This is a genomic window from Xanthomonas hawaiiensis (genome assembly GCF_031834635.1).
GTDB classification, from domain to species: Bacteria; Pseudomonadota; Gammaproteobacteria; order Xanthomonadales; family Xanthomonadaceae; genus Xanthomonas_A; species Xanthomonas_A sacchari.
In genome coordinates this window covers 2450524-2477276 of sequence record NZ_CP115873.1, presented here as the reverse complement: position 1 = coordinate 2477276, position 26753 = coordinate 2450524, and the positions used below count along the sequence as shown (strand labels likewise).

At 70.5% G+C, this 26753-nt stretch carries 25 protein-coding genes; 20 read left to right on the top strand and 5 right to left on the bottom strand.

Translation table 11 applies throughout. The annotated features are described in order from the left end of the window. Positions 1–3 precede the first annotated feature (3 nt). From PG878_RS10645 to PG878_RS10580, 14 genes are all read left to right on the top strand, one after another. A complete protein-coding gene (locus PG878_RS10645; RefSeq protein WP_209029286.1) occupies positions 4–669 on the top strand; it encodes an acetyltransferase in 666 nt (221 codons plus the stop codon). 5 nt (positions 670–674) lie between these two features. Then, complete coding sequence (locus PG878_RS10640) at positions 675–1634, top strand: glycoside hydrolase family protein (RefSeq protein ID WP_209029287.1); 960 nt, start codon at positions 675–677, stop codon at positions 1632–1634. Next, positions 1621–2556, top strand: a complete 936-nt coding sequence (locus PG878_RS10635) for a GNAT family N-acetyltransferase (RefSeq protein ID WP_209029288.1) — start codon at positions 1621–1623, stop codon at positions 2554–2556. The genes PG878_RS10640 and PG878_RS10635 overlap by 14 nt, the downstream gene beginning before the upstream one ends. After that, positions 2553–3683 carry a DegT/DnrJ/EryC1/StrS family aminotransferase gene (locus PG878_RS10630; protein ID WP_209029289.1) on the top strand — a complete coding sequence of 377 codons (1131 nt, stop codon included), beginning with the start codon at positions 2553–2555 and terminating at the stop codon, positions 3681–3683. The genes PG878_RS10635 and PG878_RS10630 overlap by 4 nt, the downstream gene beginning before the upstream one ends. After that, on the top strand, positions 3680–4933 hold the full coding sequence (locus PG878_RS10625; protein ID WP_209029290.1) for an O-antigen translocase: 1254 nt from the start codon (positions 3680–3682) through the stop codon (positions 4931–4933). Before PG878_RS10630 ends, PG878_RS10625 begins: the two co-directional genes overlap by 4 nt. Then, positions 4933–5874, top strand: coding sequence for a glycosyltransferase (locus PG878_RS10620; RefSeq protein WP_209029291.1), 942 nt, complete (start codon positions 4933–4935; stop codon positions 5872–5874). The genes PG878_RS10625 and PG878_RS10620 overlap by 1 nt, the downstream gene beginning before the upstream one ends. Continuing rightward, positions 5871–7037, top strand: coding sequence for a hypothetical protein (locus tag PG878_RS10615; RefSeq protein WP_209029292.1), 1167 nt, complete (start codon positions 5871–5873; stop codon positions 7035–7037). The genes PG878_RS10620 and PG878_RS10615 overlap by 4 nt, the downstream gene beginning before the upstream one ends. Positions 7038–7048: 11 nt before the next feature. Then, complete coding sequence (locus PG878_RS10610; protein WP_209029351.1) at positions 7049–7897, top strand: Wzz/FepE/Etk N-terminal domain-containing protein; 849 nt, start codon at positions 7049–7051, stop codon at positions 7895–7897. Between the two features lie 108 nt (positions 7898–8005). After that, positions 8006–8854 carry a class I SAM-dependent methyltransferase gene (locus tag PG878_RS10605; RefSeq protein ID WP_209029293.1) on the top strand — a complete coding sequence of 283 codons (849 nt, stop codon included), beginning with the start codon at positions 8006–8008 and terminating at the stop codon, positions 8852–8854. A gap of 2 nt (positions 8855–8856) precedes the next feature. Then, positions 8857–10089, top strand: a complete 1233-nt coding sequence (locus PG878_RS10600) for an amidohydrolase family protein (RefSeq protein ID WP_209029294.1) — start codon at positions 8857–8859, stop codon at positions 10087–10089. After that, on the top strand, positions 10086–10781 hold the full coding sequence (locus PG878_RS10595; RefSeq protein WP_209029295.1) for a class I SAM-dependent methyltransferase: 696 nt from the start codon (positions 10086–10088) through the stop codon (positions 10779–10781). Before PG878_RS10600 ends, PG878_RS10595 begins: the two co-directional genes overlap by 4 nt. Beyond that, positions 10778–12316, top strand: coding sequence for a B12-binding domain-containing radical SAM protein (locus tag PG878_RS10590; RefSeq protein WP_244672395.1), 1539 nt, complete (start codon positions 10778–10780; stop codon positions 12314–12316). Before PG878_RS10595 ends, PG878_RS10590 begins: the two co-directional genes overlap by 4 nt. A 2-nt stretch (positions 12317–12318) precedes the next feature. Beyond that, positions 12319–13467, top strand: a complete 1149-nt coding sequence (locus PG878_RS10585) for a glycosyltransferase family 4 protein (RefSeq protein ID WP_209029296.1) — start codon at positions 12319–12321, stop codon at positions 13465–13467. Continuing rightward, on the top strand, positions 13464–14600 hold the full coding sequence (locus tag PG878_RS10580; protein ID WP_209029297.1) for a glycosyltransferase family 4 protein: 1137 nt from the start codon (positions 13464–13466) through the stop codon (positions 14598–14600). The genes PG878_RS10585 and PG878_RS10580 overlap by 4 nt, the downstream gene beginning before the upstream one ends. A 154-nt stretch (positions 14601–14754) precedes the next feature. Here the strand turns inward: PG878_RS10580 and PG878_RS10575 are convergent, their stop codons facing one another. Further along, positions 14755–15984 (bottom strand): nucleotidyltransferase family protein, encoded by a 1230-nt coding sequence (locus PG878_RS10575; protein ID WP_209029354.1) that lies wholly within the window; start codon positions 15982–15984, stop codon positions 14755–14757. A gap of 50 nt (positions 15985–16034) precedes the next feature. Beyond that, a complete protein-coding gene (locus tag PG878_RS10570) occupies positions 16035–17543 on the bottom strand; it encodes a B12-binding domain-containing radical SAM protein (RefSeq protein ID WP_209029298.1) in 1509 nt (502 codons plus the stop codon). 183 nt (positions 17544–17726) lie between these two features. Here PG878_RS10570 and PG878_RS10565 point away from each other — a divergent pair, with 183 nt between their 5' ends. The 3 genes from PG878_RS10565 (at position 17727) to PG878_RS10555 (ending at position 21452) form a co-directional block, all read left to right on the top strand. Further along, complete coding sequence (locus tag PG878_RS10565; protein WP_209029299.1) at positions 17727–18788, top strand: phosphoenolpyruvate carboxykinase (ATP); 1062 nt, start codon at positions 17727–17729, stop codon at positions 18786–18788. A 51-nt stretch (positions 18789–18839) separates the two neighbouring features. Next, the gene (locus tag PG878_RS10560) at positions 18840–20561 is read left to right on the top strand and encodes an ATP-binding cassette domain-containing protein (RefSeq protein WP_209029300.1); all 1722 of its coding nucleotides are present in this window, start codon (positions 18840–18842) and stop codon (positions 20559–20561) included. Between the two features lie 192 nt (positions 20562–20753). Further along, positions 20754–21452, top strand: a complete 699-nt coding sequence (locus PG878_RS10555; RefSeq protein WP_209029301.1) for a TraX family protein — start codon at positions 20754–20756, stop codon at positions 21450–21452. 195 nt (positions 21453–21647) lie between these two features. Here the strand turns inward: PG878_RS10555 and PG878_RS10550 are convergent, their stop codons facing one another. From PG878_RS10550 to PG878_RS10540, 3 genes are all read right to left on the bottom strand, one after another. Further along, the gene (locus PG878_RS10550) at positions 21648–21929 is read right to left on the bottom strand and encodes a hypothetical protein (protein WP_209029302.1); all 282 of its coding nucleotides are present in this window, start codon (positions 21927–21929) and stop codon (positions 21648–21650) included. A gap of 271 nt (positions 21930–22200) precedes the next feature. Next, positions 22201–23481: a phospholipase D-like domain-containing protein gene (locus PG878_RS10545; RefSeq protein ID WP_311185947.1), complete on the bottom strand. Its 1281-nt coding sequence runs from the start codon at positions 23479–23481 to the stop codon at positions 22201–22203. Between the two features lie 373 nt (positions 23482–23854). Then, positions 23855–24085 carry a hypothetical protein gene (locus PG878_RS10540; protein WP_209029303.1) on the bottom strand — a complete coding sequence of 77 codons (231 nt, stop codon included), beginning with the start codon at positions 24083–24085 and terminating at the stop codon, positions 23855–23857. Positions 24086–24248: 163 nt separating this feature from the next. Here PG878_RS10540 and PG878_RS10535 point away from each other — a divergent pair, with 163 nt between their 5' ends. From PG878_RS10535 to PG878_RS10525, 3 genes are read left to right on the top strand one after another with little or no spacing between them, the layout of a single operon-like run. Further along, positions 24249–24785, top strand: a complete 537-nt coding sequence (locus tag PG878_RS10535; RefSeq protein ID WP_311185946.1) for a ZrgA family zinc uptake protein — start codon at positions 24249–24251, stop codon at positions 24783–24785. After that, complete coding sequence (locus PG878_RS10530) at positions 24782–25495, top strand: ABC transporter ATP-binding protein (protein WP_209029305.1); 714 nt, start codon at positions 24782–24784, stop codon at positions 25493–25495. Before PG878_RS10535 ends, PG878_RS10530 begins: the two co-directional genes overlap by 4 nt. 2 nt (positions 25496–25497) lie before the next feature. After that, positions 25498–26751, top strand: coding sequence for an ABC transporter permease (locus PG878_RS10525; protein ID WP_209029357.1), 1254 nt, complete (start codon positions 25498–25500; stop codon positions 26749–26751). Positions 26752–26753 lie beyond the last annotated feature (2 nt).

Sequence of the window (26753 nt, the reverse complement as noted above, 5' to 3'; positions counted from 1 at the left end):
GCGATGGCACGTCCCCTGGTCATCGTCGGTGCAGGCGAGCTGGCGCAGATCGCCTGCGAATACTTCACCCACGACAGCGACTACGCCGTGCTGGCCTTCAGCGTGGAGCGCGACTACCTGGCCACGCCGACCCTGGCCGGCCTGCCGGTGGTGGCCTACGAGGAACTCGAACAGCACTATCCGCCGTCGCAGGTGGAGCTGTTCGTGGCCATTCCCGCCAGCGGCCTCAATCGGCTGCGCACGCGGTTCTACCTGGACGCCAAGCGCCGCGGCTACCGCATGGCCAGCTACGTCAGCTCGCAGGCCTTCGTCTGGCGCAACGTGGAACTGGGCGAACACTGTTTCGTGTTCGAGCACAACGTGCTGCAGCCGTTCACCCGCATCGGCGCCAACTGCATCCTGTGGAGCGGTAACCACGTCGGCCACCGCACGGTCCTGCACGACCACGTGTTCCTGGCCTCGCATGCGGTGATTTCCGGCTACTGCGAGATCGGTGCCAGCAGCTTCGTCGGGGTCAACGCCACGCTCAGCGACCGGGTCAAGGTGGCTGCCGACAACGTGATCGGCGCCGGCGCGCTGCTGACCCGCGACACCGAGCCGGGACGCATCTACGTCGGTGCGCCGGCGCGGGCGGTGGCCGGCAAGTCCAGCTTCGACGTGGACCTGTGACGCATATGTTCGCCTGGCACAAACGCGGACTGGTGTTCGACACCGCGCGCGACGGCGTGGGCGGCTGGATGCGGCATTCGGCGTTGACGCCGACGCCGCTGCGGCTGGATGCCGAGCGCCTGCGCGTCTATGCCGGTTTCCGCGATGACGCCGGCGTCAGCCGCATCGGCTACGTCGACGTGTGCGCCGACGATCCGACGCGGGTGCTGGGCGTCAGCGCCGCGCCGGTGCTGGACATCGGCCGCCCCGGCTGCTTCGACGACAACGGCATGATCCTCGGCGACGTGGTGCACGGGCCGGACGGCCTGTACCTGTTCTACGTCGGCTTCCAGCAGGTGGCGCGGGCCAAGTTCCTGGCCTTTACCGGCCTGGCGGTCTCCACCGACGGCGGCGACACGTTCAGCCGCCGCCAGGACACGCCGCTGCTGGATCGCGCGCCGGGTCGCAGCACCATCGCCGCGGTGCATTCGGCGCGCCATCGCGATGGCCGCTGGCAGCTTTGGTACGCGGTGGGCGACGACTGGGATTGGATCGGCGGCACGCCGTATCCGCGCTACCACATCCGCTGCGTGGAGACCGACGACCTGCAGGCGATCCCGCGGCAGGACACGGTGTGCCTGCAGCCGCAGGGCGACGAGTACCGCATCGGCCGCCCGCGGGTGTATCGGCACGATGGCCGCCATCTGATGCTGTTCACCCACGGCAGCCGCACCGGCGCCTATCTGCCCGGCATGGCGGTCAGCGACGACGGACGCCACTGGCAGCGCTGCGACACCGCGCTGGGCCTGCCGCTGTCGGCCGAGGGCTGGGACGCGCGCTCGCTGTGCTATCCGGCGCTGATCCGCCACGGCGAGCGGCTGCTGCTGTTCTACAACGGCAACGACATGGGCCGCGACGGCTTCGGCGTGGCCGAGGCGGCGCTGCCGGCGGGTATGGTCTGGGAGGATGCCGATGCTGTCGGTTAGGGCCTACACCGCCGCCGACGCACCGCTGTGGGATTCCCTGGTGGAGGCGTCGCGCAACGGCAATCTGCTGCACCGGCGCGGCTACATGGACTACCACGGGGCGCGCTTCGACGACGCCTCCTTGCTGGTCGAGGACGCCCGCACGCCGGTGGCGGTGTTCCCGGCCAACCGCGATGGCGATGCGGTGACCAGCCATGCCGGCCTCAGCTATGCCGGTTTGGTGTCGACCCACGCGCTGCGCGCGACGGCGACGCTGGAGGCGTTCGAGCGCATCGCGGCGCATTACCGCGGCGCCGGCGTACGCACGCTGCTGTACAAGGCGGTGCCGCATCTGTTCCACCGCAGCCCGGCGGAAGAGGACCTGTACGCGCTGCATCGGTTGGGTGCGCACCTCTACCGCCGCGACCTGTCCTCGGCGGTGCCGCTGCGCGCGCCGCTGCGCTTCGCCGCTGCGCGCAAGCGTTCGGTGGCCAAGGCGCGCCGCGCCGGCCTGCGCGTGCAGCGCGTGGACGACCCCGCGCCGTTGCATGCGCTGCTGGGCGAGGTCCTGCAACGCCACGACGCGCGTCCGACCCACAGCCTGGACGAACTGCGCCTGCTGTGCGCGCGTTTCCCCACGCAGATCGTGCCCTACGAAGTGCGCGACGGCGCCGAGCTGCTGGCCGCCACGCTGGTCTATGACTTCGGCCACGTCGTGCACACCCAGTACCTGGCCTGCTCGGAGCAGGGCCGCCGCGCCGATGCGCTGAGCCTGCTGCTCGCCGAGCTGATCGAACAGGTCTACGCGCAGCGCGGGTTCCTCAGCCTGGGCATTTCCACCGAGCAGCAGGGCCAGGTGCTCAATGCCGGCCTGGTCGAGCAGAAGGAGCGTTTCGGCGCGCGCGCCATCGTCCACGATTTCTACCGTTGGGAATTGCAATGAGCCTGCCGCCGGCCAGCGTGCCGTTCCTCGACCTGCGTGCCAGCAACGCCCGCTATGCCGACGAACTGAAGGCCGCCGCAGCGCGGGTGATCGATTCCGGCTGGTATGTGCTGGGCGAGGAACTGGACGCGTTCGAGCGCGAGTTCGCCGCCTACTGCGGCACCGCCCATGCCATCGGCGTCGGCAACGGCATGGACGCGCTGACCCTGATCCTGCGCGGCTACCGGGTGCTGGGCCGGCTGCGCGACGGCGACGAGGTGCTGGTGCCGGGCAATACCTTCATCGCCAGCGTCCTGGCGATCAGCGAGAGCCGGCTGCGGCCGGTGCCGCTGGAGCCGGAGGCGGCCAGCTTCAATCTGGACCCGGCGCAGGTGGAACGAGCGATCGGCCCACGTACCAAGGCGATCCTGGCGGTGCACCTGTATGGCCAGCTTGCCGACATGGCCGCGCTACGCGCCATCGCCGAGCGCCACGGCCTGTTGCTGCTCGAGGACGCCGCGCAGGCGCATGGCGCCCGCCGCGACGGCCGCCACGCCGGCAGCTTCGGCGACGCCGCGGGTTTCAGCTTCTTCCCCGGCAAGAACCTGGGCGCGCTCGGCGACGGCGGCGCGGTGACCACCGACGACGACGCGCTGGCGACGCAGATCCGGGTGCTGCGCAACTACGGCTCGGACATCAAGTACCGGCACCTGCTGCAGGGCGTGAACTCGCGCCTGGACGAACTGCAGGCCGCGCTGTTGCGGGTCAAGCTGCGCTACCTGGATGCCGACATCGCCGCGCGCCGCGCGATCGCCGAACGCTACCTGCACGGCATCGCGCATCCGCAGATCGCCTTGCCGCATGTGGCCGATCCGGCCGCGCACGCCTGGCACCTGTTCGTGGTGCGCTGCGCGCAACGCGACGCGCTGCAACAGCATCTGCAGGCCCAGGGCGTGCAGTGCCTGGTGCACTACCCGACGCCGCCGCACCGCCAGCCCGCCTATCCGGAGCTGGCGATGCTGCAACTGCCGCTGTGCGAGCGGCTGGGAGCAGAAGTGCTCAGCCTGCCGATCGGCCCGACCCTGGACGACGCGGCGGTATCGCAGGTGATCGACGCCTGCCAGCGTTTTGCCGGCGTGGCGGCATGAACGTGCTGCGCAGCGGCGTGTACAGCGGCCTGGCCACCGCGGCCAAGCTGCTGTCCGCGTTGCTGGTGCTCAAGCTGGTGGCGGTGTACGCCGGCCCGGCCGGGGTCGCCCGGCTCGGCCAGTTCACCAGTCTGATGTCGCTGCTGGCGGTCGTGGCTGGCGGCGGCATCGGCGCCGGGGTGGTCAAGTACGTGGCCGAGTACCGCGATGATGCGGCGGCGCTGAACCGGCTGCTCGGCAGCGCACTGGGCTACGCTTGCGCCGCTGCCGGCGCGATGGGCATGGTCGCCCTGCTGTGCAGCCGCCTGATCGCCGAGCGTCTGCTCGGCGATGCGCAGTACCAGCCGCTGATCTGCGTGCTGGCGGTGGCGCAGCTCGGCATCGCCCTGGCCAACCATATCCTGGCCGTGGTCAACGGCTTCATGGACGTGCGCCGGCTGGCCTTCATCCAGGTCGCCGGCGCAGTGCTGAGCGTGCTGCTGGTGGCCGTGCTGGCGCACGGCATGGGCCTGTCTGGCGCACTGCTGGGCCTGGTGCTGGGGCAGGTGGCCTGGCTGTGCACGGGGGTGCCGGCGCTGCGCCGCAGCCCGTACTTCCGCAGCGAGATGCTGCGCATTCGCTTCGATCGGGTAATGGTGCGGCGGCTGGCGGCCTTCTCGGCGATGACCCTGGCCTCGGCGCTGCTGCCGCTGCTGGTCAACATCGGCGTGCGCGATCACCTGGCCGGCCAGGTCGGCTGGCAACAGGTCGGTTACTGGCAGGCGGTGAGCCGCGTCTCCGATGCCTACCTGCTGTTCTTCACCACCGCGATCAACGTCTACTACCTGCCCAAGCTGGCGGCACTGCGTACGCGGCAGGCATTGTGGCAGGAGCTGCGCGGTGCCTACCGCTATGTGCTACCGGCGGTGATCCTGGCCGCGACGGCGGTGTACCTGTGCCGCGACTGGATCACCCGGCTGCTGTTCTCGGCCGATTTCGCCGCCGCGCTGCCGCTGTACGCGCCGCAACTGCTCGGCGACGTGCTCAAGATCGCCTCGTTCGTGCTGTCCTACCTGATGCTGGCCAAGGCGATGACGCGGCTGTTCGTGCTCTCCGAATGCCTGTTCGCCGCCAGCTACCTGGGCCTGGTGGTGCTGTTCACCGCGCGCATGGGCCTGATCGGCGCGGCCTATGCGTTCGCCTGCAACTACGCGCTGTACCTGGCGTTCAACGTGCTGGTCGTGCGCCGCTACCTGCGAGGACTGGGCTGATGGACGCACCGTACACCCTGCCGACGCTGCCGTTGGTCTCGGTCCTGATCCCGGCCTACAACCATGCACGCTTCGTGCAGCGCTGCCTGGACAGCGTGCTGGAAGACCCGTACCCGAACAAGGAACTGGTGATCGTCGACGACGGCTCCAGCGACGGCACCGCCGAGCGCATCGCCGCGTGGATCGCGCAGCACGGCGACAGACTGCACGTGCGCTTCTGGCCACGCGAGAACCTCGGCATCGCCGCCACGCTCAACCACCTGGTGGCGATGGCGCGCGGCGAGTTCCTGCGCCTGGGCGCCAGCGACGACTATCTGCTGCCCGGCGGACTGGGCGTGCAGGTCGCCTACCTGGGCGCGCATCCGCACAAGGCCGCGGTGATCGGCGACGCCATCGTGGTCGACCCGCAGGGCCGCACCGTGCACCAGAGCAGCATGCGCGACCTGCACGGCGTGGACAAACGGCTGTACCTGAGCGAGGCCGGCATCCGCCGCGCGGTGATCCGCCACTGGGCGGTGAGCGGGGCGGTGGCGCTGGTCCGGCGCAGCGCGCTGCAGCCGGGCGCGGAATGGGATGAGGGCCTGCGCATCGAGGACTGGGATTTCTTCCTGCGCCTGGTGGCGCGCGACGCCCTCGGCTTCCTGGACGTGGCGGTCTGCGCCTACCGCGTGCACGACCACAATGCCAGCCGCACCCGCCATCTGCCCAGCCGCCTGGCCAACCTGGCCGAGTCGCGGCAGGTGGCGTTGCGCCGTGCGCGTTTGTTCGATCCGGCCTGCCGTACCTTGCTGCACGCGCAGGCGCACTACATCGCCGCGAAGATCGCGTTCCTGCGGCGCAGCCCGCTGGCGCTGGCAGGGCATCTGTTGGCGCATGCGTGGCTGTCGCTGTTGGCGCGGCTGCGCCAGGCGGGCCAGCCCGCGCTGGCCGAGCACGCATGAGCCGGCTGCTGCGCCTGCCGTCGGCGTATTTCGGCCTGCCGTTGCTGCTGAGCTGCGCGTTGACCTTGCTCACCTTCGACCTTCCGCATGGCTATCTCACCGGCATTGCGCTGCTGGCCGCCGTGGCACTTGCGACGCTGGGACTGGATATGTTGCTCGGCATCCGTCTGCCGCCGCTGGCGGCATTCCGGTCGCGCGAGTACGCCGGCACCCGCGAGGCCTTCGTCGCACTGGGCCTGGCCGCCGCGGTGGGGCTGTTCTGCGTGCTGGATCTGCTGCTGTTCCCGATCCCGCTACTGCACAACCCGTCCGCCTACGCCGACCTGAGTCCGCTGCAATCGCACGTGCGGCATGTGTCGAACATGTGCTGGATCCTGCCACCGATCGGCCTGCTGTGCGTGCGCGAGCGCAGCGTGCGCAACGTGCTGCTGCTGGCCGGCTTCGCCTTCCCGGTGCTGGTGATCGACCGCAACCGCCTGTTCGCGGCGGTATTCAGCGTCGGCCTGTTGGTCTTGCTGCGCCGCGACCCGGCGCGGCCGCTGCCGTGGAAACGGGTGCTGGCGCTGCTGTGCGCCGGCGCCGCCGCGTTCTCGCTGCTGGGCACGCTGCGCTCCGGCTCGCTGGAGTCGGTGGCGCTGCCGTTCGGCGCGCTGTACCGGGCCGCACCGCAGGGCATCAAGTGGCTGCTGCTGTACATCGGCGCCGGCCCGTACAACTTCGGCGCGCTGCTCAGCAAGGGCTACGAGAACGCCAGTTTCCTGGTCAACCAACTGGTGCCGCTGAGCGGTTCCATCGCCACCGCAGGCACCGGCATCCCGCTGGATGCGCCGAACATCAATGTCGGTACCGAATTCCTGCCGTTCCTGCTGGCCGGCGGCCCCGCCGCCGCGCTGGCAGCGATGCTGGCGCTGTATGCGGCGCTGCTGTGGAGCGTGCGCCTGCTCGGCCGCGGCGTGGCGCTGTTCAACGTGCTGGTGTTCCTGCGCATCGCCTACGCCTGCGTGATGTCGCCGTTCGCGCCGCAGGCGTTCACCTGGACCAACGCCGGCTTCGTCGCGCTGTGCCTGCTGCTGCACGCGTGCAGCGCCTTGCTGCCGAACCGCCGTGATGCCGCACCAGTTGCGGCCCTGCCTTCCGTTTCCCCGAGATCCCCGCTGCCATGACCGACACCGCCATGCACCACGACGAAATCTACCTGATCGACCTGTGGCGGATCCTGCGGCGCGAACGGCGCTGGTGCCTGCTGCCGCTGCTGCTGGCATTGGCGCTCGCGGCGCTGTTCCTGCACGGCGCGACCCGCCAGTGGCAGGCCACCGCCTGGGTGCAGGTGGGCGAGTTCGGTCCGACCCCGTCCGGGCGCGACCCCAAGCTGGAGCCGTTCCAGCGGGTGATCGACCGGATCAAGACCCGGCAATTCCAGGAACAGGTGCTGCACAGCGTCGGCGTGGCATCGGACAGCCGCCAGGCCGCGCTGTACCGCAACAGCCTGAAGCTGGATCCGGATCCCTACGCCAACCTGATCCAGCTGACCCTGCGCGCGCAATCGCCGCAGCAGGCACGGCAACTGGCCACGGCCACCATCGCGCAACTGCAGGCGCTGCACCGGCGTATCCAGGCCGGTCCGCTGCAGCAGGCCAGTGCGCGGCTGCAGGAGCTGGCCGCGGACATCGCCGCCACCCAGGCCGAGCGCGAGCGCCTGCTGCAGCAGCAACGTGAAGGGCGCGGCAGCGTCGAGCAGCAATTGCTCGGCAACATGTTGCTGTCGGAGAAGACCACCACGCTGCGCGGCCTCAAGGCCGAGCGCGAGGACCTGCTCGGCCGGCTCGGTGCGCGCTACACCTACGATACCTCGGCGCCCTGGGACACCTATGTGCCGCCACGCGCCGCGTTCCCCAACCCGGTGCTGGTGCTGGCGGCGGCGCTGCTGGCCGGGCTCGGTGGCGGCGTACTGGCGGCGGTGGTGCGCAACGCGCTGCGTCGGCGCCAGGTGCGGCCGGTGCCGACGACTGCGGCTGCCGCATAACGGCACCTCACCGATTCAACCAAACGCCCCCGTAGCCGCACCTACCTGCAGTACCGCGCGCTCGATGCGCGCGGATTCCCACACGGGCAGGGCAGTGGAGAGGTGCAGGTGACAGCGAATGGCAAGGCGGGCGCCGCGGCGCATACGACGACGCTCGACCCGGTGCAGTTGCTGGACACGCAGCGCGCCTTCGACAGCGTGGCCGCCGACTACGATGGCCCGCGCGGCAACAACGCGCTGATCCAGCGCATGCGCACCACGCTGTGGGACACGGTGGCCACGCAGTTGCCGGTCGGCTCGCGCCTGGTCGACCTGGGCTGCGGCACCGGCCTGGACGCACATGCCTTCGCCCAGCGCGGTTATCGCGTGCTGGCCACCGACTGGTCGCCGCAGATGGTCGAGCGCACCCGTGCCCGCGCGCAGGATCCCAGCCTGCACGGCAGGCTCAGCGTGGCGCACGTCGGCATCCAGCAACTGGACCTGCTCGACGGCGAGTTCGACGGCATGTACTCCAACTTCGGCCCGCTCAACTGCGCGCCGGACCTGCCCGACGTCGCGCGCCACTGCGCGCGGCTGCTGCGCCGCGACGGCCGCCTGGTGTTCTCGGTGATCGGCCGCCTGTGCCCGTGGGAGCTGGGCCACTACCTGCTGCGTGGCCGCCTGCGCCGTGCCGCGGTCCGCGCCGCGCGGGCCGCCACCGCGGTGGGCATGAACGGGCACACGATCTGGACCTGGTACTACTTCCCGCGCGAGTTCTACCGCGCGTTCGCGCCGCATTTCGAATTGGCGTCGTACCGCGCGCTCAGCCTGTGCCTGCCGCCGCCGTACCTGGTCGACCACTACCAGCGCCATCCGCGCCTGGGCGAGGCGCTGGGCCGCCTCGACGACCGCATCGGCGGCTGGCCGCTGCTGCGCGACATGGGCGATCACTTCCTGATCGTGCTGCGCAAGCGCTGAGCATGGCCGCGCCTGCTGCCGCCGTCGATGTCTGCCTAGACGGTGCGCGCATCGCGCATGCCGAGGGCGCGGTGCACGCCCCGCTGGCGCTGCGCGCCGGCCGCATCGCCGCGGCGGCCACGCCGGGCGCGCTGCGCATCGAGTTGCACGGGCAATTGGTGCTGCCCGGCTTGATCAACGCCCACGAGCATCTGCACGTCAATGCGGTACCGCCGTTGCCCCAGGCCGCGCCGTTCGCCAACAGCTACGCCTGGATCGAGGCCTTTGCCGCGCATTTCCGCGCCCCGGCGGTGGCGGCCGCGTTGGCCCTGCCCAAGTCGCTGCGGCTGCGCCATGGCGGGTTGAAGAACCTGCTGGCCGGGGTGACCTGCGTGGCCCACCACGACCCCTGGCATGCGGCGCTGGACGCTCCCGACTTCCCGGTGGCGCTGCTGCGCGAGTTCGGCTGGAGCTACACCTTGCATGGACCCGATTACGGGCCGCCGCTGGCGCAGAGCTTCGCCGCGGCGTCCGCCGCCGGCTGGCCGTGGATGATCCACCTGGCCGAAGGTACCGACGCGGTGGCCGCCGGCGAACTCGCCGAACTGGAGCGGCGCGGCTACCTGGCCGACAACACGGTGCTGATCCACGGGGTGGGCCTGGGCGAGGACGACGTCGCACGCGTGCTCGCCTGCGGCGCGGCCGTGGTGTGGTGCCCGAGCAGCAACCTGACCCTGCTCGGACGCACCCTGGACCCGCAGCGCCTGAGCGCAGCCAGACGCCTGGCGCTGGGCAGCGATGCGCGGGTCAGCGGCGGCCGCGACCTGCTCGACGACCTGCGTCAGACCGCCGCCCACGGCCTGGACGCGAGCCATGCGCTGGCCCTGGCCACCACCGCCGCGGCCGACATCCTGCGCTTGCCGGATCGCGGACATCTGGCGCCGGGCGCACACGCCGATCTGCTGATCGTCGCCGACCGTGGCGGCGCGCCTGCAAACAGTCTGGTCGGGCTGCCGCGCAGCGCACTGCGCGCAGTGGTCCGCGACGGGCGGCCGCGCATCGCCGATCCCGATTTCGCGCCGTGGTTCGCCGCCGCCGGCGTGGACACGGTGCCGGTGACGCTGGACGGCATGCCGAAGCTGCTGGCCGCAGAACTGGCCGACCCCGCGCTGCTCGCGTTGGAGCCTGGCCTGGAATTCCAGGTTGCGCCGCTGTGTTCACGCACGACGCACCTGTCGCAGGAATGCCCCGCATGAGCGCCGTCCCGACCCTCGATCCGCTTGCCGCCTACGCGCTATGGGCGGACAGCTACCCGGCGCAGGCGCACAACCCGGTGATGCAGGCCGAACAGCGCGCCATGCTGGCCCTGCTGCCGCCGTCGTTGCGCGGCCAGCACGTGCTCGATGCCGGCTGCGGCAGCGGCCGCTACCTGCTGCATGCGCTACAGCGTGGCGCCGCGCACGTCACCGGCGTGGACCTGTCGCCGCAGATGCTGGCACGCGCCGCGCAAGAACTTGGCGACGTCGATGCCGCCCGCTACACGCTGCGCGAAGGTAGCCTGGAGGCTTTGCCGCTTGCCGACGCCAGCGTCGACCTGAGCCTCTGCGCGCTTGCACTGGGGCATCTACCGCAGTTGCCGCCGGCCCTGGCCGAGCTGCGCCGCGTCACCCGGCCCGGCGGCTGGGTACTGTGCAGCGACGTGCACCCGATCGGCCCGGCGCTGGGCTGGCGCCGCGACTTCAAGGCCGGCGGCCAGCGCTACGCGGTGCACCACACCCAGCACCTGTACAGCCACTGGCACGCCGCCTGCGCCGCGCTCGGGCTGGCCATCGATGCGGTCAGCGAACCGCTGCTCGACCCGGCGGACATTCCCGCCGACGCCCATTTCGATCGCGTCGCATTGCAGGTGCCGGTGGCCCTGGTGCTGCGCCTGCGGCGCCTGCCATGACCTCCGTCCTGCGTCCGCCCGGTATGTCTTCCACACCCAATACGCTGCTGGTCAATCCCACCATCACCAAGCCGTCCAGCGCCCGCTTTCCGCTGTCGCTGCTCAACCTGGCGGCGGCGCTGGATCGCCATGGCGACAGCCGCATCATCGACGGCAACGTCGACCGCGACTTCATCGAGCGCAGCCTGCAGGCACTGCAGGAGCGGCACTACGATGCGGTCGGCATCAGCGTGATGGGCGGACCGCAACTGGCGCCGTCGATCGCGCTGTCGCAGGCCATCCGCGCGCGCTTCCCGGCGCTGCCGATCGTCTGGGGCGGCTATTTCCCCACGCTGTACCCGGACACCGCGCTGGCCGCGCCGTACGTGGACTATGCGATCCGCGCGCAGGGCGAGGACACCCTGCCGGAGCTGCTGGCCGCGGTGCGCGGCGAAGGGCCGACGCTGGCGCAGGTCGACGGGCTGTCCTGGAAGCAGGACGGGGTGGTGGTGCACAACCGCAACCGCGCCTTCCAGCGCGGCGATGCACTGCCGTCGCTCCCCTACGAAAAACTCGGCGAGCCACGCCGCTATCTCGGCCGCACCTTCCTCGGCCAGCGCACCGCCTCGCACCAGGCCGCGCTGGGCTGCCGCTTCCGCTGCACGTTCTGCGGGGTGGCGGCGATGTTCGGCGGTGCCACCGCCTTGCCGACCGCGGCACGCCTGGAGCGCGAGCTGGGATATCTCAAGTATGGCCTGGGCGCCGACTCGATCCAGTTCTTCGACCACAACTTCTTCGACCGCGAAGCCGACATGATCCCGCTGCTAGAGGTGATGGCGAAGCTGGAACTGCCGTGGTGGTGCTATGCGCGCGCCGACGCGTTGCTCAACCTGTCCGAGAGCACCTGGAAGCTGGTGCGCAAGAGCCGCCTGCGCATGGCCTACATCGGCGCCGAATCGCCGAGCGGGGCGATGCTCAAGGAGATCCGCAAGGGCACGCGGCCGGACCAGACCCTGGAAGTGGCCGAGCTGTGCCGGCGCAACGGGGTGATCCCGGAACTGTCGTTCATGGTCGCGCCGCCGCAGGACAGCGAGCGCGAGACCGAGCAGACCTTCGAGTTCATCCGCGAGCTGAAGCGGATCAACCCGCAGTCGGAAATCATCGTCTACGTGTATACACCGCTGCCGGACAGCAGCCGCCACGAGAAGGACCGCGGCCGCCACGCCGGCATGCTCTTGCTCGACCGCGACGGCGTGCCGGTGCAGTTCCCGCGCACGCCGGAGGAGTGGGCGCAGCCGCAGTGGGTCGACTACGCCTGCCATGCCGATGCGCCCTGGCTCAGCGATGCGCTGCGCCAGCGCATCCGCGATTTCGTCACCGTGCTCGGCTGCCGCTATCCCACCGCGCAGGACCAGCGTTCGCCTGGCTGGGCCAAGCGTGGGCTCAGCGCGCTGGCCGCGTGGCGCTACCGCTACCGGCGCTATGACCGGCCGTGGGAACTGAACCTGGCCAACCGGCTGGTGCGCCTGCACCGGCCGCAGGTGTCCGGGATCTGAGCATGGCCGGCAATGTCGCCCGCGCCGTGCATGCCGTGCAACTCAACTTCGTGCCGCTGCCGGACGGGGTGACGCCAGAGCAGGCCTTCGCGCTGTGGCCATCGCTGGCCGACATCGCCGAGGCGGTGGCCAGCGCCGGTACCCGCGTGTCGGTGATCCAGGCCGCGGCGGTCGATGCGCAACTGCAACGCAACGGCGTCGACTACCACTTCGTGCGCCGTGCCGAGGCCGGGCGCCGGCGCCATCTGCGACGCATCGCCGCCTTGCTGGCCGAGCTCGACGCCGACGTGGTGCACGTGCACGGCCTGCAGTTCGCGCGCGAGGCGGCGACGCTGGCGCGCTGGCGGCCGTCGCGGCCGATCCTGCTGCAGGATCACGCCAACCGCCCGCCGCGCTGGTGGCGGCGACCGCAGTGGCGGCGCTGGTACGCCGCCGCCGCCGGCATCGCCTTCACCTCGCTGGACCTGGCGCGCGGCTTCGTCGGTGCCGGGCTGTTCGCCGGATCCACGCGGCTGTTCGCCATTCCCGAATCCAGTTGCCGCTTCACTCCGGGCGAGCGCGACCAGGCGCGCCGCGACAGCGGGTTGCACGGCGCGCCCTGCGTGCTGTGGGTCGGCCACCTGAGCGAGGGCAAGGATCCGCTCACCGTGCTCGACGGCGTGGCCCGCGCCAGCGTGCGCTTGCCGGGGCTGCAGTTGTTCTGCGCGTTCGGCGAGGCGCCGCTGCTGCCGGTCGTGCAGCAGCGCATCCGGGCCGATCCACGCCTCGCCGGCCGCGTTCACCTGCTGGGCCGGGTGGAGCACGCGCAGATCCAGACGCTGATGCGTGCGGCCGACCTGTTCGTGTCGGGCAGCCTGGGCGAGAGCTGCGGCTACGCCGCGCTGGAGGCCTATGCCTGCGGCGCGGTGCCGGTGCTGACCGATATCCCGTCGTTCCGCGCACTCAGCGATGGCGGCCGGGTCGGCGCACTATGGCCCTGCGGCGACGCCGAGCGCCTGGCGGCCGCGCTGCTGCAGGCCTCGCGCGACGGCCCCTCGCGGGCGCTGGTGCGCGCGCATTTCGATGCGCAGCTGTCGTTCGCGGCGGTCGGCCGGCGCTGGGCGCGCGCCTATGCGCAGTTGCTCGGCGCCGCGCCGCGGAGCTTGGCATGAAGCTGGCGCTGGTGGTGCCGGGCGGCGTCGACCGCGGCGGCGAGTACCGGGTGATTCCGGCCTTCCTGAGCCTGATCGAGCGGCTGGCGCGCGTGCACGACCTGCACGTGTTCGTGCTGCATCAGGAACCGCTGCCGGCGCAATGGGAACTGCTGGGTGCGCGCATCCACAACATCGGCGCGGTGCGCACGCGCTGGCGCGCGATCGCCGCGATCCGCGCCGAGCACCGCCGCGCGCCGTTCGACGTAGTGCAGTCGCTGTTTTCCGGCCACTGCAGCCTGATCGCGGTGGCGGCGGCGCGCTGGCTGCGGCGGCCGAGCCTGGTGCACATCGCCGGCGGCGAACTGGTCGCGCTGCACGCGATCGGCTACGGCGGCCGACGCAAATGGCAGGGGCGGCTGCGCGAGGCATTGGTGTTGCGTCTGGCGAGCGCGGTGACCGCCGCCAGCGCGCCCATCCTCGACAGCCTGCGGGCGTTGGGCATCGCCGCCGAACGCGTGCCGTTGGGCGTGGATCTGCGCGCCTGGCCGCCGCGCGCGCCGCGTGCGCGCGGCGATGGGCCGGCGCGGCTGCTGCATGTCGCCAGCCTCAATCCGGTCAAGGACCAGAGCACCCTGCTGCGCGCCCTCGCGGCGCTGGCCCGCGCCGGGGTCGACTTCCGCATCGACCTGGTCGGCGTGGACACCCTCGACGGCGCGATGCAGCGCCTGGTCGCCACGCTGGGCCTGAGCGAGCGCGTGCGCTTCCTCGGCTTCAAGACCCAGCGCGACCTGCGGCCGCTGGTGGAGGCGGCGGATCTGCTGGTGCTGTCGTCGCTGCACGAAGCCGGGCCGCTGGTACTGCTGGAAGCAGCGGTGGCCGGGGTGCCGACGGTGGGCACTGCGGTCGGGCATCTGCAGGAGTGGGCGCCATCGGCGGCGCTGGCGGTGCCGGTGGGCGACTGGGCCGGGCTGGCCGATGCGCTGCGCCAGGTGCTCGGCGACGACGAACTGCGCCTGCGCCTGGCCTGGGCGGCGCAATGCCGGGCCGTGCGCGAGGATGCCGACTGCAGCGCGCGTGGCTTCACCGCGCTGTACCAGCGCCTGTGTGCACCGCGCAATGCCGATGAGCGGCGCGCGGCACGGGATGGTTGACGCGCAGCGCGGCATTCCGGCGCTTCGCCTTCAAGACGGAATCGCGCTTTGTCGTAGGAGCGGCTTCAGCCGCGACACTTGTCTCCACAACGGCTGTCGCGGCTCAAGCCGCTCCTACGACGGTCGTTTACTGCGCGCTCTATGAGGGCGCGCGTCAATCCGACGACGGCGCATAGCCCTGCAGCGCACTGCGCACGGCATACAGCGTATCCATCCGCGGCACCGGGCGCAGCAGGCGCTGCAGCACGCGACGACGTTGCGGCAGGCGCACCCAGTCCTGGCCCTGCAACCACAGCTGGGTGCGGATCATCTCGGCGCGTTCCTGCCGGCTTTCCGCCGACGGCTGCAAGCGCTGGCGCAGATAGTCCAGTACCTCGCGGCCCGAACGCGCCCACTCGATGCCCGGCAGCGCCGGCAGCCAGAGTTGCGAACACGACGCCGCGGTCAGGTCCAGCCCACGCGCGCGCAGGCGCAGCAGCGGCGGACACCGCGCGCGCAGCTGCTTGATCACAGCCGGCGGAATCGTGGCGCGGTAGTAGCGCAACATCAGCCGCAGCGGCGGCCATGCCCACCAGGCGTCGGTGCCGATCAGCACCTGCCAGTCGCTGGCGCGCATGCGTGGAGCGAGCATGGCGAGGTCGTGCAGGTGCATCAGCCGCAGGCTGCGGCTGCACAGGCCGCCGGCCGCGTGCAGCAGCAGGTGGCGCATCAGTGCGCCGTTGTTCGGATAGGGATTCAAGCCGGGCTTGCCGTCGCGCGGCAGGAGCTGCGTGCCGAGGTCGGCCGTGCGCAGCGGCAGGCGCTCCTGAATGCGGACGTGCAGTTCGATGTTGATCGGCGTGTCGCGGTGCTCGCCCAGGCCACCCACCGCCTGCGCCTGTACCGGTCGGAAGGTCTGGTGTTTCCACTGCGCGAGCTCGGCCACGTAGCCCAGCGCGGCGAGCAGCGTCGCGGCACGCTCGGCGTCCTCCGGGCGCACCAGCAGGTCGATGTCCGCCATCGGCCGGTCGCCAGGCCGATACAGGCCCAGCGCATGCAGCGCCGCGCCCTTCAGCGGCACGATCGCCAGGCCGGCGGTCTGCGCCAGGGCGTCGATCCGCTGCAGCAACGCGGCGATGCGCTGGTAGCGCTGCGCCACGTGCTCGCGCTGCCCCTCCAGGAACGCGCGCCACGGCAGGTCCGGCCATTGCGAGCGCTGGCTCAACAGCGGCGCCACGCCGTGCGCCACGGCCGCCGCTGCGGCCAGCTGCCAGTGCAGGCCGCTCCAGTCCGGCATCGGCGCACCGGGGCGTGCCAGTTCGTGCGCCAGGGTTTCGGTGGCCAGGCGCAGACCGCGGCCGATGCGCCGCAACGGCAGATGCGCCGGCGTCGCCGCGGGTGCCATTGCCGGCAGGTCGGCCACCACGGCCGGAGACGAGGGCGTCGCCAGGTCGTTCATGAGCGCTGCACCAGCGGGATGCGGCGGCTGCCGCCAGCGGCGACCGCCCTGGCCGCCGGCGCTGGCGGCGCGTCGGTCCGATGCTGCGCCTCGCGCGCGATCAGTGCGTCCCAGTCCGCTTCCAGCGTCGCCCGGTCCTGCGCATGCACCGGTGCCGGACACGCATCCTCGCGACATTGCAGGTCCACCTGCCGGTGCAGCAGGTCGCGCACCTGCCGGTAGAACGCCGAGTCGTAGGCGCCGCGGAACATCATCGCCAGGTCGTCGCTGTCCTGCCAATGCGTCTTGCGCCCGAGCTGGTCCTTGACCTGCTGGTAGAACACGGTGCCGGGCAGGGGATAGGACACGCTGACGCCAATGTCGTCCGGCCGCGCCTGCGCCACCAGTTGGCGGGTGGCGAGGATGTCGTCCAGTTGCTCGTCCAGGTAGCCCAATTGCAGGAAGAAGCCGACGCGGATGCCCTGCGCGCCGAGGCGCTGGCGCGCGGCGATCACGCCGTCCACCTCGGTGCCCTTGGTCATCTTGTCGAGGATGCGCTGGCTGCCGCTCTCCGCGCCGATCCAGGCCTCGCGGCAACCGGCCCGCGCCAGCGCGGCGGTCATGCGCTCGCTGCACAGGTCGGAACGGGTCTGGATGGTGAAGGGCACCGCGCCGTCGGCGGCGGCCAGCGCATCGGCGAAGTCCTCCACCCAGTCGACGTGGAAGCCGAAGATGTCGTCGGCCATCCACACATGGTCGGGCGCGAAGCTGCGCTTGAGCTGGGTCATCTCCGCGGCCACGTCCTGCGCCTCGCGGCGTTTGTAGTGATTGCCCCAGATCGGCTTGGCGCACCAGTTGCAGCGGAACGGGCAGCCACGCGACGCGGCCATGTTCAGGCTGAAATGGCCGTGCCGCTGCTGCCAGAACGCACGGTAGCGGGCGATGTCCAGCAGGTCCCAGGCCGCCGTCACCGACAGCCGCGGATCCGGCGGCCGTGCGCCGATCTGCGCGCGCTTGAGTTGCGGCAGCACCGCGCTGGCCACCTCGGCGACGCCGGCCACCCAGCGCGCCGGGTCGATGTCCGGATCCGCCTGCAGGCGTGCCACCAGTTCCAGCAACGCCGCGATGCCTTCGCCGATCAGCACCGCGTCGGCACCGGCGGCGAGGAATGCCTCCGGATGATCCGACGCGTCGGAGCCGGCGACGATCACCCGACTGCCGCCTGCGCGCGCCTCGGCGATCATCCGGCACGCGGCCTCGCGCATCCGGCTCAGGCACATCTTGGTGAGGAAGTTGAAGTTGTCCTCGTAGAACACCACCAGGTCCGGCCGCTGCGTGCGGATGGCGTGGTCGTAGTCCTCCACGCCCTCGGCCAGCATCGCGTCGAACAGCGTCACCGCGTGCCCGTGCTGGCGCAGCAGCGCCGCCACCTGCAGCGTGGCCAGCGGCGGATACGGCTTGCCACGCTCCCATTGCTTGGGGTCGTAGCGCAGGAAGTAGGCGTGGCTGACCTGGATCTTGAGCATCGGCGAAAGGTCTCGTTCGGCGCCGTGGGGGAGGGCGCATGCAGCGATGGCCGCGCGCAGGTGGCCGTGGCGGTAGGTGCCGGGGCTGTGCCGTTTGGTTGTGCGAAGTGCCGGCATCGCCCGCGCAACCTTTGGCCGCGGCAGGCGCACCCACGCTGCATCCACTCAAGCGACTCTTCTCCGATGCAGCGATCGACCGCGCGTGTTCTGGACGTGGAACCAAGCGACCACGCCGCACCTGTCGTCGCCGTTGACGGCGCCTGCGATCCGTTCCACACCCAGCTGCGCCGCCCGCACACGCTCAGCAAGCAACTGCTCGGCGGCCGCTTCCACTTCGAGAGCAACAGTCCGGCGCTGCTGGCCTTGGTGGAAGCGGCATTCGGTGCGGTGCCGGCGCACCGCCTGCCGGAGAGCGCTGCGTTCCGCATCGAACTGACCCTGGTGGACCGCGGCGAGGCGCCCTACGCGTTGGCGGTCGAACCGCCACCGGTGCAGACCCAATCCGGCGCCGGCGTACTGAGCGGGGTGATCGATGCGCACAACTACGTCGTGCTGGTGCCCGAGCAGGGCAGGGCGCTGGTGGTGGTGTCCGAGGACATGCTCGCGCACGCCTACCACGTGCGTTACGAACTGATCGAGTTCGCCGTGTTCGTGCTTGCCGCGCACGGCATGCGCCTGGTACCGCTGCACGGCGCCTGCGTCGGCCGCGACGGCCGTGGCGTGCTGCTGCTCGGCGGCAGCGGCGCCGGCAAATCCACACTGGCCCTGCACAGCCTGCTGCGCGGACTGGAGTTCCTCGCCGAGGACGCCCTGTTCGTTGCCCCGCAGTATCTGCTCGCCACCGGTATCGGCAATTTCCTGCATCTGCGGCCGGAACTGCTGCGCCTGCTCGACCCGCAGACCCGCGCCTGGATCGCCGCGGCGCCGATGATTCGCCGCCGCAGCGGTGCGCTCAAGCACGAGGTGGACATCCGCCAGGGCGAGGGACGCCTGGCACAGGCACCGTTGCGGCTGGTCGCGGCCGTGTTCGTCTCTTCCACCATGGCGGCCGATCCGCATCGGCTGCTGCAGCCGATGCCCGACGCGGACGTGGCGGCACGCCTGGCCGCGGACCAGCCCTACGCTTCGGGCCAGCCGCACTGGTCATTGTTTGCGCGCCAGTTGCAGCGGCTGGGCGTGTACGAACTGCAGCGCGGCACGCATCCGGAGGCCTCGGTCGATGCGCTGCAGACGCTGCTGGCCTGACGATCCGCGCCGCGCGAGGAAGGCGGCAATGCGCACCGCTGGCGCGTGCCGATGAGCGCGCGCCCGGATCCGGCCTCGCATTTGCTGCGCGCCTTCATCGCCGTGCTCGGCGGTGGCGAGCGCCTGCGCATCGCCTGGTACGTGCTGCTGTCGCTGCTCGGCGCGCTCGCCGGCGCGCTCGCTGCGGTCGCGCTGGTACCGCTGGTGCAACCGGGCCATGTGCTGACCCTGGCCGGCCACGCCCTGCCGTTGCCGGAGCACTTCCTCGCGCAGACCCTGCTGTTCGTCGCCGCCAGCAGCGGCTTCGCCCTGCTGCGCTGGTGGGGCACGCGCCTGGCCGCGGACTTGGCCAGCCGCCATGCGCTGGACCTGCGCCGGCAGGTGCATGCGCGGCTGCTGCAGGCGCCGCTGCCGGCGCTGGCCGACGCCAGCTCGGCGGAAATCGCCAACCTGCTCACCTACAACGTCGAAATCGTGGTGCAGGGCTTCAGCGCCCTGTTGCAACTGCTGGTGGCGGCGATCACCGCGGCGGTGAGCCTGGCCGCCGCGTTCCTGGTCTCGCCCATACTGGTGCTGGCACTGCCGCCGCTGCTGGCGCTGGGCCTGCTCGCCTTCCGCATCGCCGGCCACGAACAGGCCCGGGTCAGCCGCGAGTACGTCGCCGACATGACCCGGCTGTTCTGGCTCAGCGAGGACTTCCCGCGGCGCCTGCGCCACGTGCGCTCGTTCGCCCGCGAAGCGCGCGAGCAGGAAGCCTACGACGCGATCGCCGGCCGGCTGGCGCATGGCTATGCACGGCAGCAGGCGCTGGTGGCGTCCGGCCGATTGGTGCTGGAACTGGCGGCGGTGGCCGCCATCGCCGCGATCATGCTGCTGGCCGGGATGTGGCATGGCATCGACCGCGGCGCGCTGATCACCGTCGGCCTGCTGCTGGGGCGGCTGCTGCCGTACCTGGTCTCGACCCGGCAGAGCGTGCAGCAATTGCGCTCGGCTGCCCCGGCGCTGGAACTGTGGCAGCGCTACGTCGCACTTGGCGCGCCATCGCCCGCGGTGCCGATCAAAGTGGCAGCGCAGTCCGCTGCAGCGGTCGAGGCGGCGGTGCCGGCGCCGATCCAGATCGAACGCATCGGCCTGGCGCCGCCGCTGGCCGCGGTGGCCTTGACCGATCTGGTTCTGGCGCCGGGCACGCTGACCCTGATCAGCGGCCCGTCCGGCGTCGGCAAGAGCAGCCTGATGGACGCGCTGGCCGGCATGGTCGCGCCACCGCAGTTCGCCGCCCACTGCGATGGCCGCGCGCTCGACTTCGCTGGCTATCGTGCCGCGCTGCAGCCCTTGGCCTACGTCGCCCAGGGCGTGCGGCCGTGGCAGCACACCGTGCGGCAGTGCCTGGCCTGGGCGGCGCCGGCCGCGAGCGAGGCAGCGATGTGGGAGGCCCTGCGCGACGTCGGCCTGGCCGCGCGCCTGCAGGGCGGCGCCGGCCTGGACACCGCGGCACATGGCGCCGGCGCGCGCCTGTCCGGTGGCGAACTGCAACGGCTGCTGCTGGCCCAGGTGCTGCTGCGGCAACCGCGCGTGGCCTTGCTCGACGAAGCCACCAGCGCCCTCGACGCCGTCGCCGAACAACAGGTCCTAAGCACGCTGCGTCGCCGCCTGCCGCAGACGGCCCTGGTGGCGGTTTCGCATCGGCTCGGCCTGTCTGCCATCGCCGACCAATGCGTGATGGTGCAACGCGGGACCGCTGCGCCGCTGCTGCTCGCCGACCGCGCGTCCTGAGTCGTTCGGCATCCGTCTGTGTGTGGTCTATACCGGCGCGGCGGAACTTGCTTTTCTCCCATCTGCACGTCCGACCCGCTACAGTGCGTCGTTTCGTTCGCAGCGCATCCCCTTGCGCCAGATCCGGCGCAGGTCGTGGGCGACGGCGGTAGGTGCAATGCGATCGCCAATAGCGAGCCTCGAATTGACATGATGACCAGCGGAGCCCGTGAACTGCTGAAGTGGATCGCGTTGGTCCTGATGACCGGCGACCATGTCGCCAAGGTGTTTTACGGCGGTTATGTCCCGATCGTGTCCGAACTAGGACGCACCGCCTTCCCGGTGTTCGCCATCGTTCTGGCCTACAACCTCGCGCAGCCCGGGGTGGACGCACTCAAATCGTTTCGCCGGCTACTGCTGTGGGGCATACTGGCGCAACCTGTGCACGGTCTGGCCTTCGGCTACTGGGCGCCGTTCAACGTCCTGTTGAGTTTCGCCTTGGCCAGCGCTGCTATCTGGAGCATCCAGCAGCGGCAGTGGGTGCTGATGGGCATGTGCAGTGTCGTCGCACCGTTTCTGGTGGATTACCAGTGGTTCGGCCTGGCGCTGGTGCTGTCGTCCTGGTGGCTGTTCCGTTTCTCAGTCGAAGCGCGAAGTGGAACATCCGTGGCGATCGTGCCGGGCGCTACGGCGCCGTGGAGCGGACGCAGTCTGCGTCTGATCCTGGTCGCCGCCGGCTTCGGCCTGTTGTGCTGGTACAACCGCAACGGCTGGGCACTTCTCGCGATTCCGTTGCTCGTAGCGCTTGCACCGCGCAACGTCCCGGTCCCGCGTACGCGCTGGGCGTTCTACGGATACTACCTGGGACATTTGGCGGTGCTGGCGGTACTGACGAAGGTGTTGCCGTCGTAGGAGTCGAGACACCGGTGGACTTGCTTGCCGGCCACCGCCGTTGGCATAACGCCGAAAGACTGCTCATTGCCCGACCCAATCCAGCCATCCACCGGCCGGTCGGACGTTCGTCAAACGCACAAGAACAAGGCCCCGCAAATGCGGGGCCTTGTTCTTACGTAACCGATATGACGCATCGCGCCACGTAGGTCGAACTCAACCCTGCGGAAGATCGCACTTCATCTTTCCATCCACGTAGTACGGCTTGGGCACGTCCGGATTCTGGCTGGTCTTCTCGAACACCACCTCGAACGAATTCGGATCCGGCTTGCCCTTGCGTTCAGTGCAGGCGTCCTGCAACTTCTTCTTGACGGCGGCGATGCCTGCGTCGCGGTTGGCACCGTCGGCGCTGTTGGTGAGATTGGCGACCTCGGCGAAGGCCGGCGAGGCGAGGCCCAACAGGCTTCCTGCGAACACGAGTGCGTGCAGCTTCTTCATGGCGTCTCCTTGTTTGGATGTCCTTACGCAGAGGCGTGCGTCGCCGCATAGGCGGCAATGCCTGGCGCAACGGCCGCCTTCCAGCGCGGGGTTAGGATAGGGAGGGGTGGTTAAGGCTTCGTGGGGATGGCTGCGTCCCCACCTCGAAGCGCCACCCGCGCATCAACGGCGTATTTCCGTCTCGGCTGCGCCCCTGGCCGATGCGCGATGAGGCGCACACCGGCCCGGGTCGCTCACATGAAGGTGCATGCCGCCAGCGCGACAGTAGAAGCTACTCGGTACGCGGCGCCTCATAGTTCTGGCCAGGCTGCAGCGTCGTCACATAAGGGCCGTTCCAGTCACGATCGAAGATGCGCGTTAGCGTCTCGGCCGGCCCTTTGCCTTTGACGAACACCGAAGCATCCACCGCGGTGTTGAAGTAGCTCCATTCCCAGTTGCCGGTGCCGATGACGCTGCTGCGGTCGTCGGCGACCGCGTACTTGGCGTGCTCGACCCGCGCGTACGGAATGAAGCCCTGCGGCGCCAGCGGCAACCGGCTGAACTTCACGGTGATGTTGGGCAGCGCGGCCAGGCTCTTCAGGTACGCCTGCATCGGTTCGCGCAGCGCCCAGTCAGCGACGATGATGTGCACCTGCACGCCGCGCGCAGCAGCATCGCGAATGGCGCCGTCGACCGGCGCCCACCAGCCCTTGGGCCCGAAGCTGCGGATCGCCGAGAGCGTCATCACCTGGATGCGCAGCGCATGCTGGCTGGCGTGGATCATCTCGACCAGCGCCGGCTCCTCGGCGCTGACCCACGCCGGCTGCAGCGCCGGCGGGCTGAACGCGGGGAAGGCGACCAGCGGCGCGGCGCTGCCGGCGTCCAGCAGCACCGGATCGGTGGCGGTGACCGGCGCGAAGTCCGGCGGCTGCACGCCGCGCGCCTGCGCTTTGGCCAGATCGCCTTCGTCGGCCAGGCGCCAACTGTAGTCGAAACTGGCGGCGAAGGTCTTGGCGAAGCGCGCGTCGTCGATGCGCGCGCCGATCTCGTGGATCTGCTCCAGCGCCCGCCAGTCCCAGTTCTGGCTGCCGACGAACACGCTGGCGTCGTCGACGATCATGTACTTGGCGTGCAGCACGCCACCGGTCAGCGTGTCGACCGGCAGCACCCGCACGGTGATGCCCGGCACCTTGCCCAGCCAGGCGACGCTGTCCGGGTTCTTGGCCAGGAAGGTGTGGTCGACCAGCAGGTGCACCGCCACGCCGGCGCGGGCGCGGGCGGACAGTGCGTCCAGTACCGGCGTCAGGCCGGTGCCGGGCTTCTCGGAAATGTAAAACGCGGCGATGTCGATGCGCTGTTTGGCCCCATTGATCATCGCCAGCCAGGTCTGCTGGGTGCGCGGCACCCCGGGTTCGCCGTAGACGCTGGCCTCGGGCACGCTCTCGACGATCTGGAACTGCGAGGGCTGCGTCCGGGCGTCGGCACCGAATGCGGCCGACAGCAACAGGCACGCCATGGCGGCGGACAGGAAACGGCGCGCGGGATACGCGCTGGCGATGGAAGCGAGCGGCACGTTGGGTGTCCTTGCGGGAGCTTGGGAAGTGGACGCCGGGCGGCGATGCGCGTGCATGCTACCGGCAGCCGTCGTAGCTTGGCAGCCCGTTGCGGCAACGCACGTGTCAGCGAGATGCCCCGGTGCCGATGGGTTCCGGATAGCTTGGCGCGGCCCTGTCCAGGCGCGTCAGCGCGTCAGCGTAGAGCGCGCCGCCGATGCGCGCGCCGGTCGGGGCCGACCTCCATCGCTTGAGGACTCACTGCCCGCATTGGATCAGGACGTTGCCATACAGGGCTGCGCCGCGACCGACACGCCCGGCTGAGCAGCGGTCGCAGAAGAAACGCATCGCGGTCAACGGCACCCGCGACCGCGTCGCGCGATGCGAGAGGGTTCAAACGCGACCGTCGGCGCATGCAGCCTGCGCCTGCGCAAACCACTGCAGCACCTGCTGGCGATGCGGCTCGCCCCAGCAGCGCACGAACTGCTGGGTGTGATGGTCAGTGGGGTCGTTGAGCGCAGCGATGCGCTGCGCGATGTAGGCCGGTTCCAGACGCAAGCCGCAGTCGACCTCGATGCAGTGGCGCCAGGCGGTGTAGCTGTCGGGAATGATGGAGAAAGACATGGAGGTCCTTGAAGTTCAACGCCCAGCGCGGCACAGGCCGGCTGGGCAACGCACGTCTGCGGTGGCCGGAGGCGAACCGCGGCTGACTGACGGCAGCGGCAGGCTTGCACGCAAGCTCGATTGTTCACTAATGTTATAGTGTAACTCAACCGACGCGTGCTTTATGCGACCTGGCATTCCCCTGATCCTGTTGCTCCTCTCCGCCAGTTCGCCCGCCGCCGCTGCGGTCCGCCACCACGGGCCGCATGTGCACGGCCAGGCCAACCTGGAAGTGGCCGTGGATGGCACGGCCGTGGACGTGCAGCTCAACGCGCCGGGCATCGGCATCCTCGATTTCGAACACCCGGCGCGCGATGCCGGCGAGCGCCAGCGGCTGGAGGCCGCCGTCGCCATCCTGCGCGGTGCCGACTGGCTGCAGTTCCCGGTCGCGGCGGCCTGCTCGCTGCGCAGTGCGCAGGTCACCACCGAGGGCTACGACGTGGCGATGGCCGATCCGGACGAACCCGGCCACAGCCATGCAGAATTCCACGCCCACTACGCATTCAACTGCGCCCAGCCGACGCGACTCGATCACCTGCAGGTGTTGCTCCCGCAACGTTTCCCGGGGCTGCACACGGCGGTGGTAGATGTCGCCACCGCGGCCGGGCAGGGCCGCACCGAGGTCGTGCACGGGCAGACCCGGGTGAAGTTGCCGGAATGAACCAGCAGCCCGTCGTCGAACTGGCCGAGGTGCGCTTCGGCTATCCCGGCAGCGCCGCTCCGGTGCTGGACATCGCATCGTTCGCGCTGCCGCGTGGGCAACAACTGTTGCTACGCGGCGCCAGCGGATCGGGCAAGAGCACCTTGCTGGCGTTGATCGCCGGCGTGCTGCAGCCCACCGCCGGCTGCGTGCGTGTGGCCGGGCAGGACCTGGCGGCGTTGCGCAAGGCCGCACGCGACCGTTTCCGCGCCGACCACTGCGGCGTGGTCTTCCAGCAGTTCAACCTGCTGCCGTTCCTGAGCACCCGCGACAACATCGCCCTGGGCCTGCAGTTCTCCGCGCGCCGCGGGCGATTGGCACCAGGCACACAGGCGCTGGACACGGAGATCGAGCGGCTGATGGTCGCGCTGGGCCTGGACGTGGCGGCGCTGTGGTCGCGCCCGGCCGCGCGCCTCAGCGTCGGCCAGCAGCAACGCGTGGCCGCTGCGCGCGCGTTGATCGCGCGGCCGCCGTTGCTGCTCGCCGACGAGCCCACCTCCGCGCTCGACCCCGTCGCGGCGCAGGCCTTCCTGCAGTTGCTGTTCGCCGAGTGCCGGCAGGGCGGTACCAGTTCGATCGTGGTCAGCCATGATCCGTCGATCGCACCGCTGTTCGACGCGCAGGCCGACCTGGCCACGCTCAACCGCGCCAGCGCCGGAGGTGCGCGATGAGCCTGTTGAAGCTTGCACTGGCCAGCCTGCGCAGCCGGCGCCTGGGCGTGGCGTTGACCGTGCTGGTGATCACCCTGAGCGTGACACTGCTGCTGGGCGTGGAGCGGATCCGCACGCAGGCGCACGAAGGCTTCGCCAGCACCGTGTCGGGCACCGACCTGATCGTCGGCGCGCGCTCGGGCCCGGTGAACCTGTTGCTGTACTCGGTGTTCCACATCGGCGACGCCACCAACAACGTCTCCTGGAAGAGCTACCAGGACCTGAGCGCGATGCCCGAGGTCAAGTGGGCGGTGCCGCTGTCGCTGGGCGATTCCTATCGCGGCTACCGGGTGGTCGGCACCAGCACCGGATTCTTCGAGCACTACCACTACGGCGCCAAGCATCCCCTGGCGTTCGCGCAGGGCAGGGCATTCGACGACCTCTACGATGCGGTGATCGGCGCCGACGTCGCCGCCGCGCTCGGCCGCCACCTCGGCGACGAGATCGTGCTGACCCACGGCACCGGACGCATCAGCCTGGCCAACCATGCCGACAAGCCGTTCCGGATCGTCGGCATCCTGCGCCGCACCGGCACGCCGGTGGATTCCAGCGTGCTGGTCTCGCTGCAGGCGATCGAGGCCATCCATATCGACTGGCATTCCGGCGTGCGCCTGCCGGGCCAGCACGTCAGCGCCGCGCAGGCGCGGGCGAGGGACCTGACCCCGGACACCATCACCGCCTTCATGCTCGGCCTGAAGACTCGCATCGCCACCTTCTCGGTGCAGCGGCGGATCAACGAGTACCCGGAAGAAGCGATGCTGGCGATCATGCCGGGCGTCACCCTGCAGCAGTTGTGGGGCACGCTGGGCACCGCCGAAGGCGCGCTGCGCATGATCGCCTCGCTGGTGGTGCTGCTCGGCCTGGTGTCGATGGTCGCGCTGCTGGTGGCCACGCTGCAGGAGCGCCGGCGCGAGATGGCGATCCTGCGCGCGGTCGGCGCACGGCCGCGCGACATCGCCTGGTTGCTGCTGTTCGAGGCCGGCCTGGTCACCGTGGTGTCGTGCGTACTGGCGTTGCTGGTGGTGATCGCGGCCAGCTGGCTGGCGCGCGGCTGGGTGCTCGATCATTTCGGCCTGGCGATCAACCGCATCGCGCCCAGCGCGACGGAGTGGGGCTGGCTCGGCTGTGTGGTGCTGGCCGGCGTGCTCGCCGGCATCGTGCCGGCCTTGCTGGCTTATCGCCGCACGCTGGCCGATGGCCTGTCGCCGGAGCTGTGAGC

Excerpts from the sequence above, each read along its gene's own strand:
- PG878_RS10645 (WP_209029286.1), top strand. The coding sequence starts at position 4 with ATGGCACGTCCCCTGGTCATCGTCGGTGCAGGCGAGCTGGCGCAGATC.
- PG878_RS10640 (WP_209029287.1), top strand. The coding sequence starts at position 675 with ATGTTCGCCTGGCACAAACGCGGACTGGTGTTCGACACCGCGCGCGAC.
- PG878_RS10635 (WP_209029288.1), top strand. The coding sequence starts at position 1,621 with ATGCTGTCGGTTAGGGCCTACACCGCCGCCGACGCACCGCTGTGGGAT.
- PG878_RS10630 (WP_209029289.1), top strand. The coding sequence starts at position 2,553 with ATGAGCCTGCCGCCGGCCAGCGTGCCGTTCCTCGACCTGCGTGCCAGC.
- PG878_RS10625 (WP_209029290.1), top strand. The coding sequence starts at position 3,680 with ATGAACGTGCTGCGCAGCGGCGTGTACAGCGGCCTGGCCACCGCGGCC.
- PG878_RS10620 (WP_209029291.1), top strand. The coding sequence starts at position 4,933 with ATGGACGCACCGTACACCCTGCCGACGCTGCCGTTGGTCTCGGTCCTG.
- PG878_RS10615 (WP_209029292.1), top strand. The coding sequence starts at position 5,871 with ATGAGCCGGCTGCTGCGCCTGCCGTCGGCGTATTTCGGCCTGCCGTTG.
- PG878_RS10610 (WP_209029351.1), top strand. The coding sequence starts at position 7,049 with ATGCACCACGACGAAATCTACCTGATCGACCTGTGGCGGATCCTGCGG.
- PG878_RS10600 (WP_209029294.1), top strand. The coding sequence starts at position 8,857 with ATGGCCGCGCCTGCTGCCGCCGTCGATGTCTGCCTAGACGGTGCGCGC.
- PG878_RS10595 (WP_209029295.1), top strand. The coding sequence starts at position 10,086 with ATGAGCGCCGTCCCGACCCTCGATCCGCTTGCCGCCTACGCGCTATGG.
- PG878_RS10590 (WP_244672395.1), top strand. The coding sequence starts at position 10,778 with ATGACCTCCGTCCTGCGTCCGCCCGGTATGTCTTCCACACCCAATACG.
- PG878_RS10585 (WP_209029296.1), top strand. The coding sequence starts at position 12,319 with ATGGCCGGCAATGTCGCCCGCGCCGTGCATGCCGTGCAACTCAACTTC.
- PG878_RS10580 (WP_209029297.1), top strand. The coding sequence starts at position 13,464 with ATGAAGCTGGCGCTGGTGGTGCCGGGCGGCGTCGACCGCGGCGGCGAG.
- PG878_RS10575 (WP_209029354.1), bottom strand. The coding sequence starts at position 15,984 with ATGGCACCCGCGGCGACGCCGGCGCATCTGCCGTTGCGGCGCATCGGC.
- PG878_RS10570 (WP_209029298.1), bottom strand. The coding sequence starts at position 17,543 with ATGCTCAAGATCCAGGTCAGCCACGCCTACTTCCTGCGCTACGACCCC.
- PG878_RS10565 (WP_209029299.1), top strand. The coding sequence starts at position 17,727 with ATGCAGCGATCGACCGCGCGTGTTCTGGACGTGGAACCAAGCGACCAC.
- PG878_RS10560 (WP_209029300.1), top strand. The coding sequence starts at position 18,840 with ATGAGCGCGCGCCCGGATCCGGCCTCGCATTTGCTGCGCGCCTTCATC.
- PG878_RS10555 (WP_209029301.1), top strand. The coding sequence starts at position 20,754 with ATGACCAGCGGAGCCCGTGAACTGCTGAAGTGGATCGCGTTGGTCCTG.
- PG878_RS10550 (WP_209029302.1), bottom strand. The coding sequence starts at position 21,929 with ATGAAGAAGCTGCACGCACTCGTGTTCGCAGGAAGCCTGTTGGGCCTC.
- PG878_RS10540 (WP_209029303.1), bottom strand. The coding sequence starts at position 24,085 with ATGTCTTTCTCCATCATTCCCGACAGCTACACCGCCTGGCGCCACTGC.
- PG878_RS10535 (WP_311185946.1), top strand. The coding sequence starts at position 24,249 with ATGCGACCTGGCATTCCCCTGATCCTGTTGCTCCTCTCCGCCAGTTCG.
- PG878_RS10530 (WP_209029305.1), top strand. The coding sequence starts at position 24,782 with ATGAACCAGCAGCCCGTCGTCGAACTGGCCGAGGTGCGCTTCGGCTAT.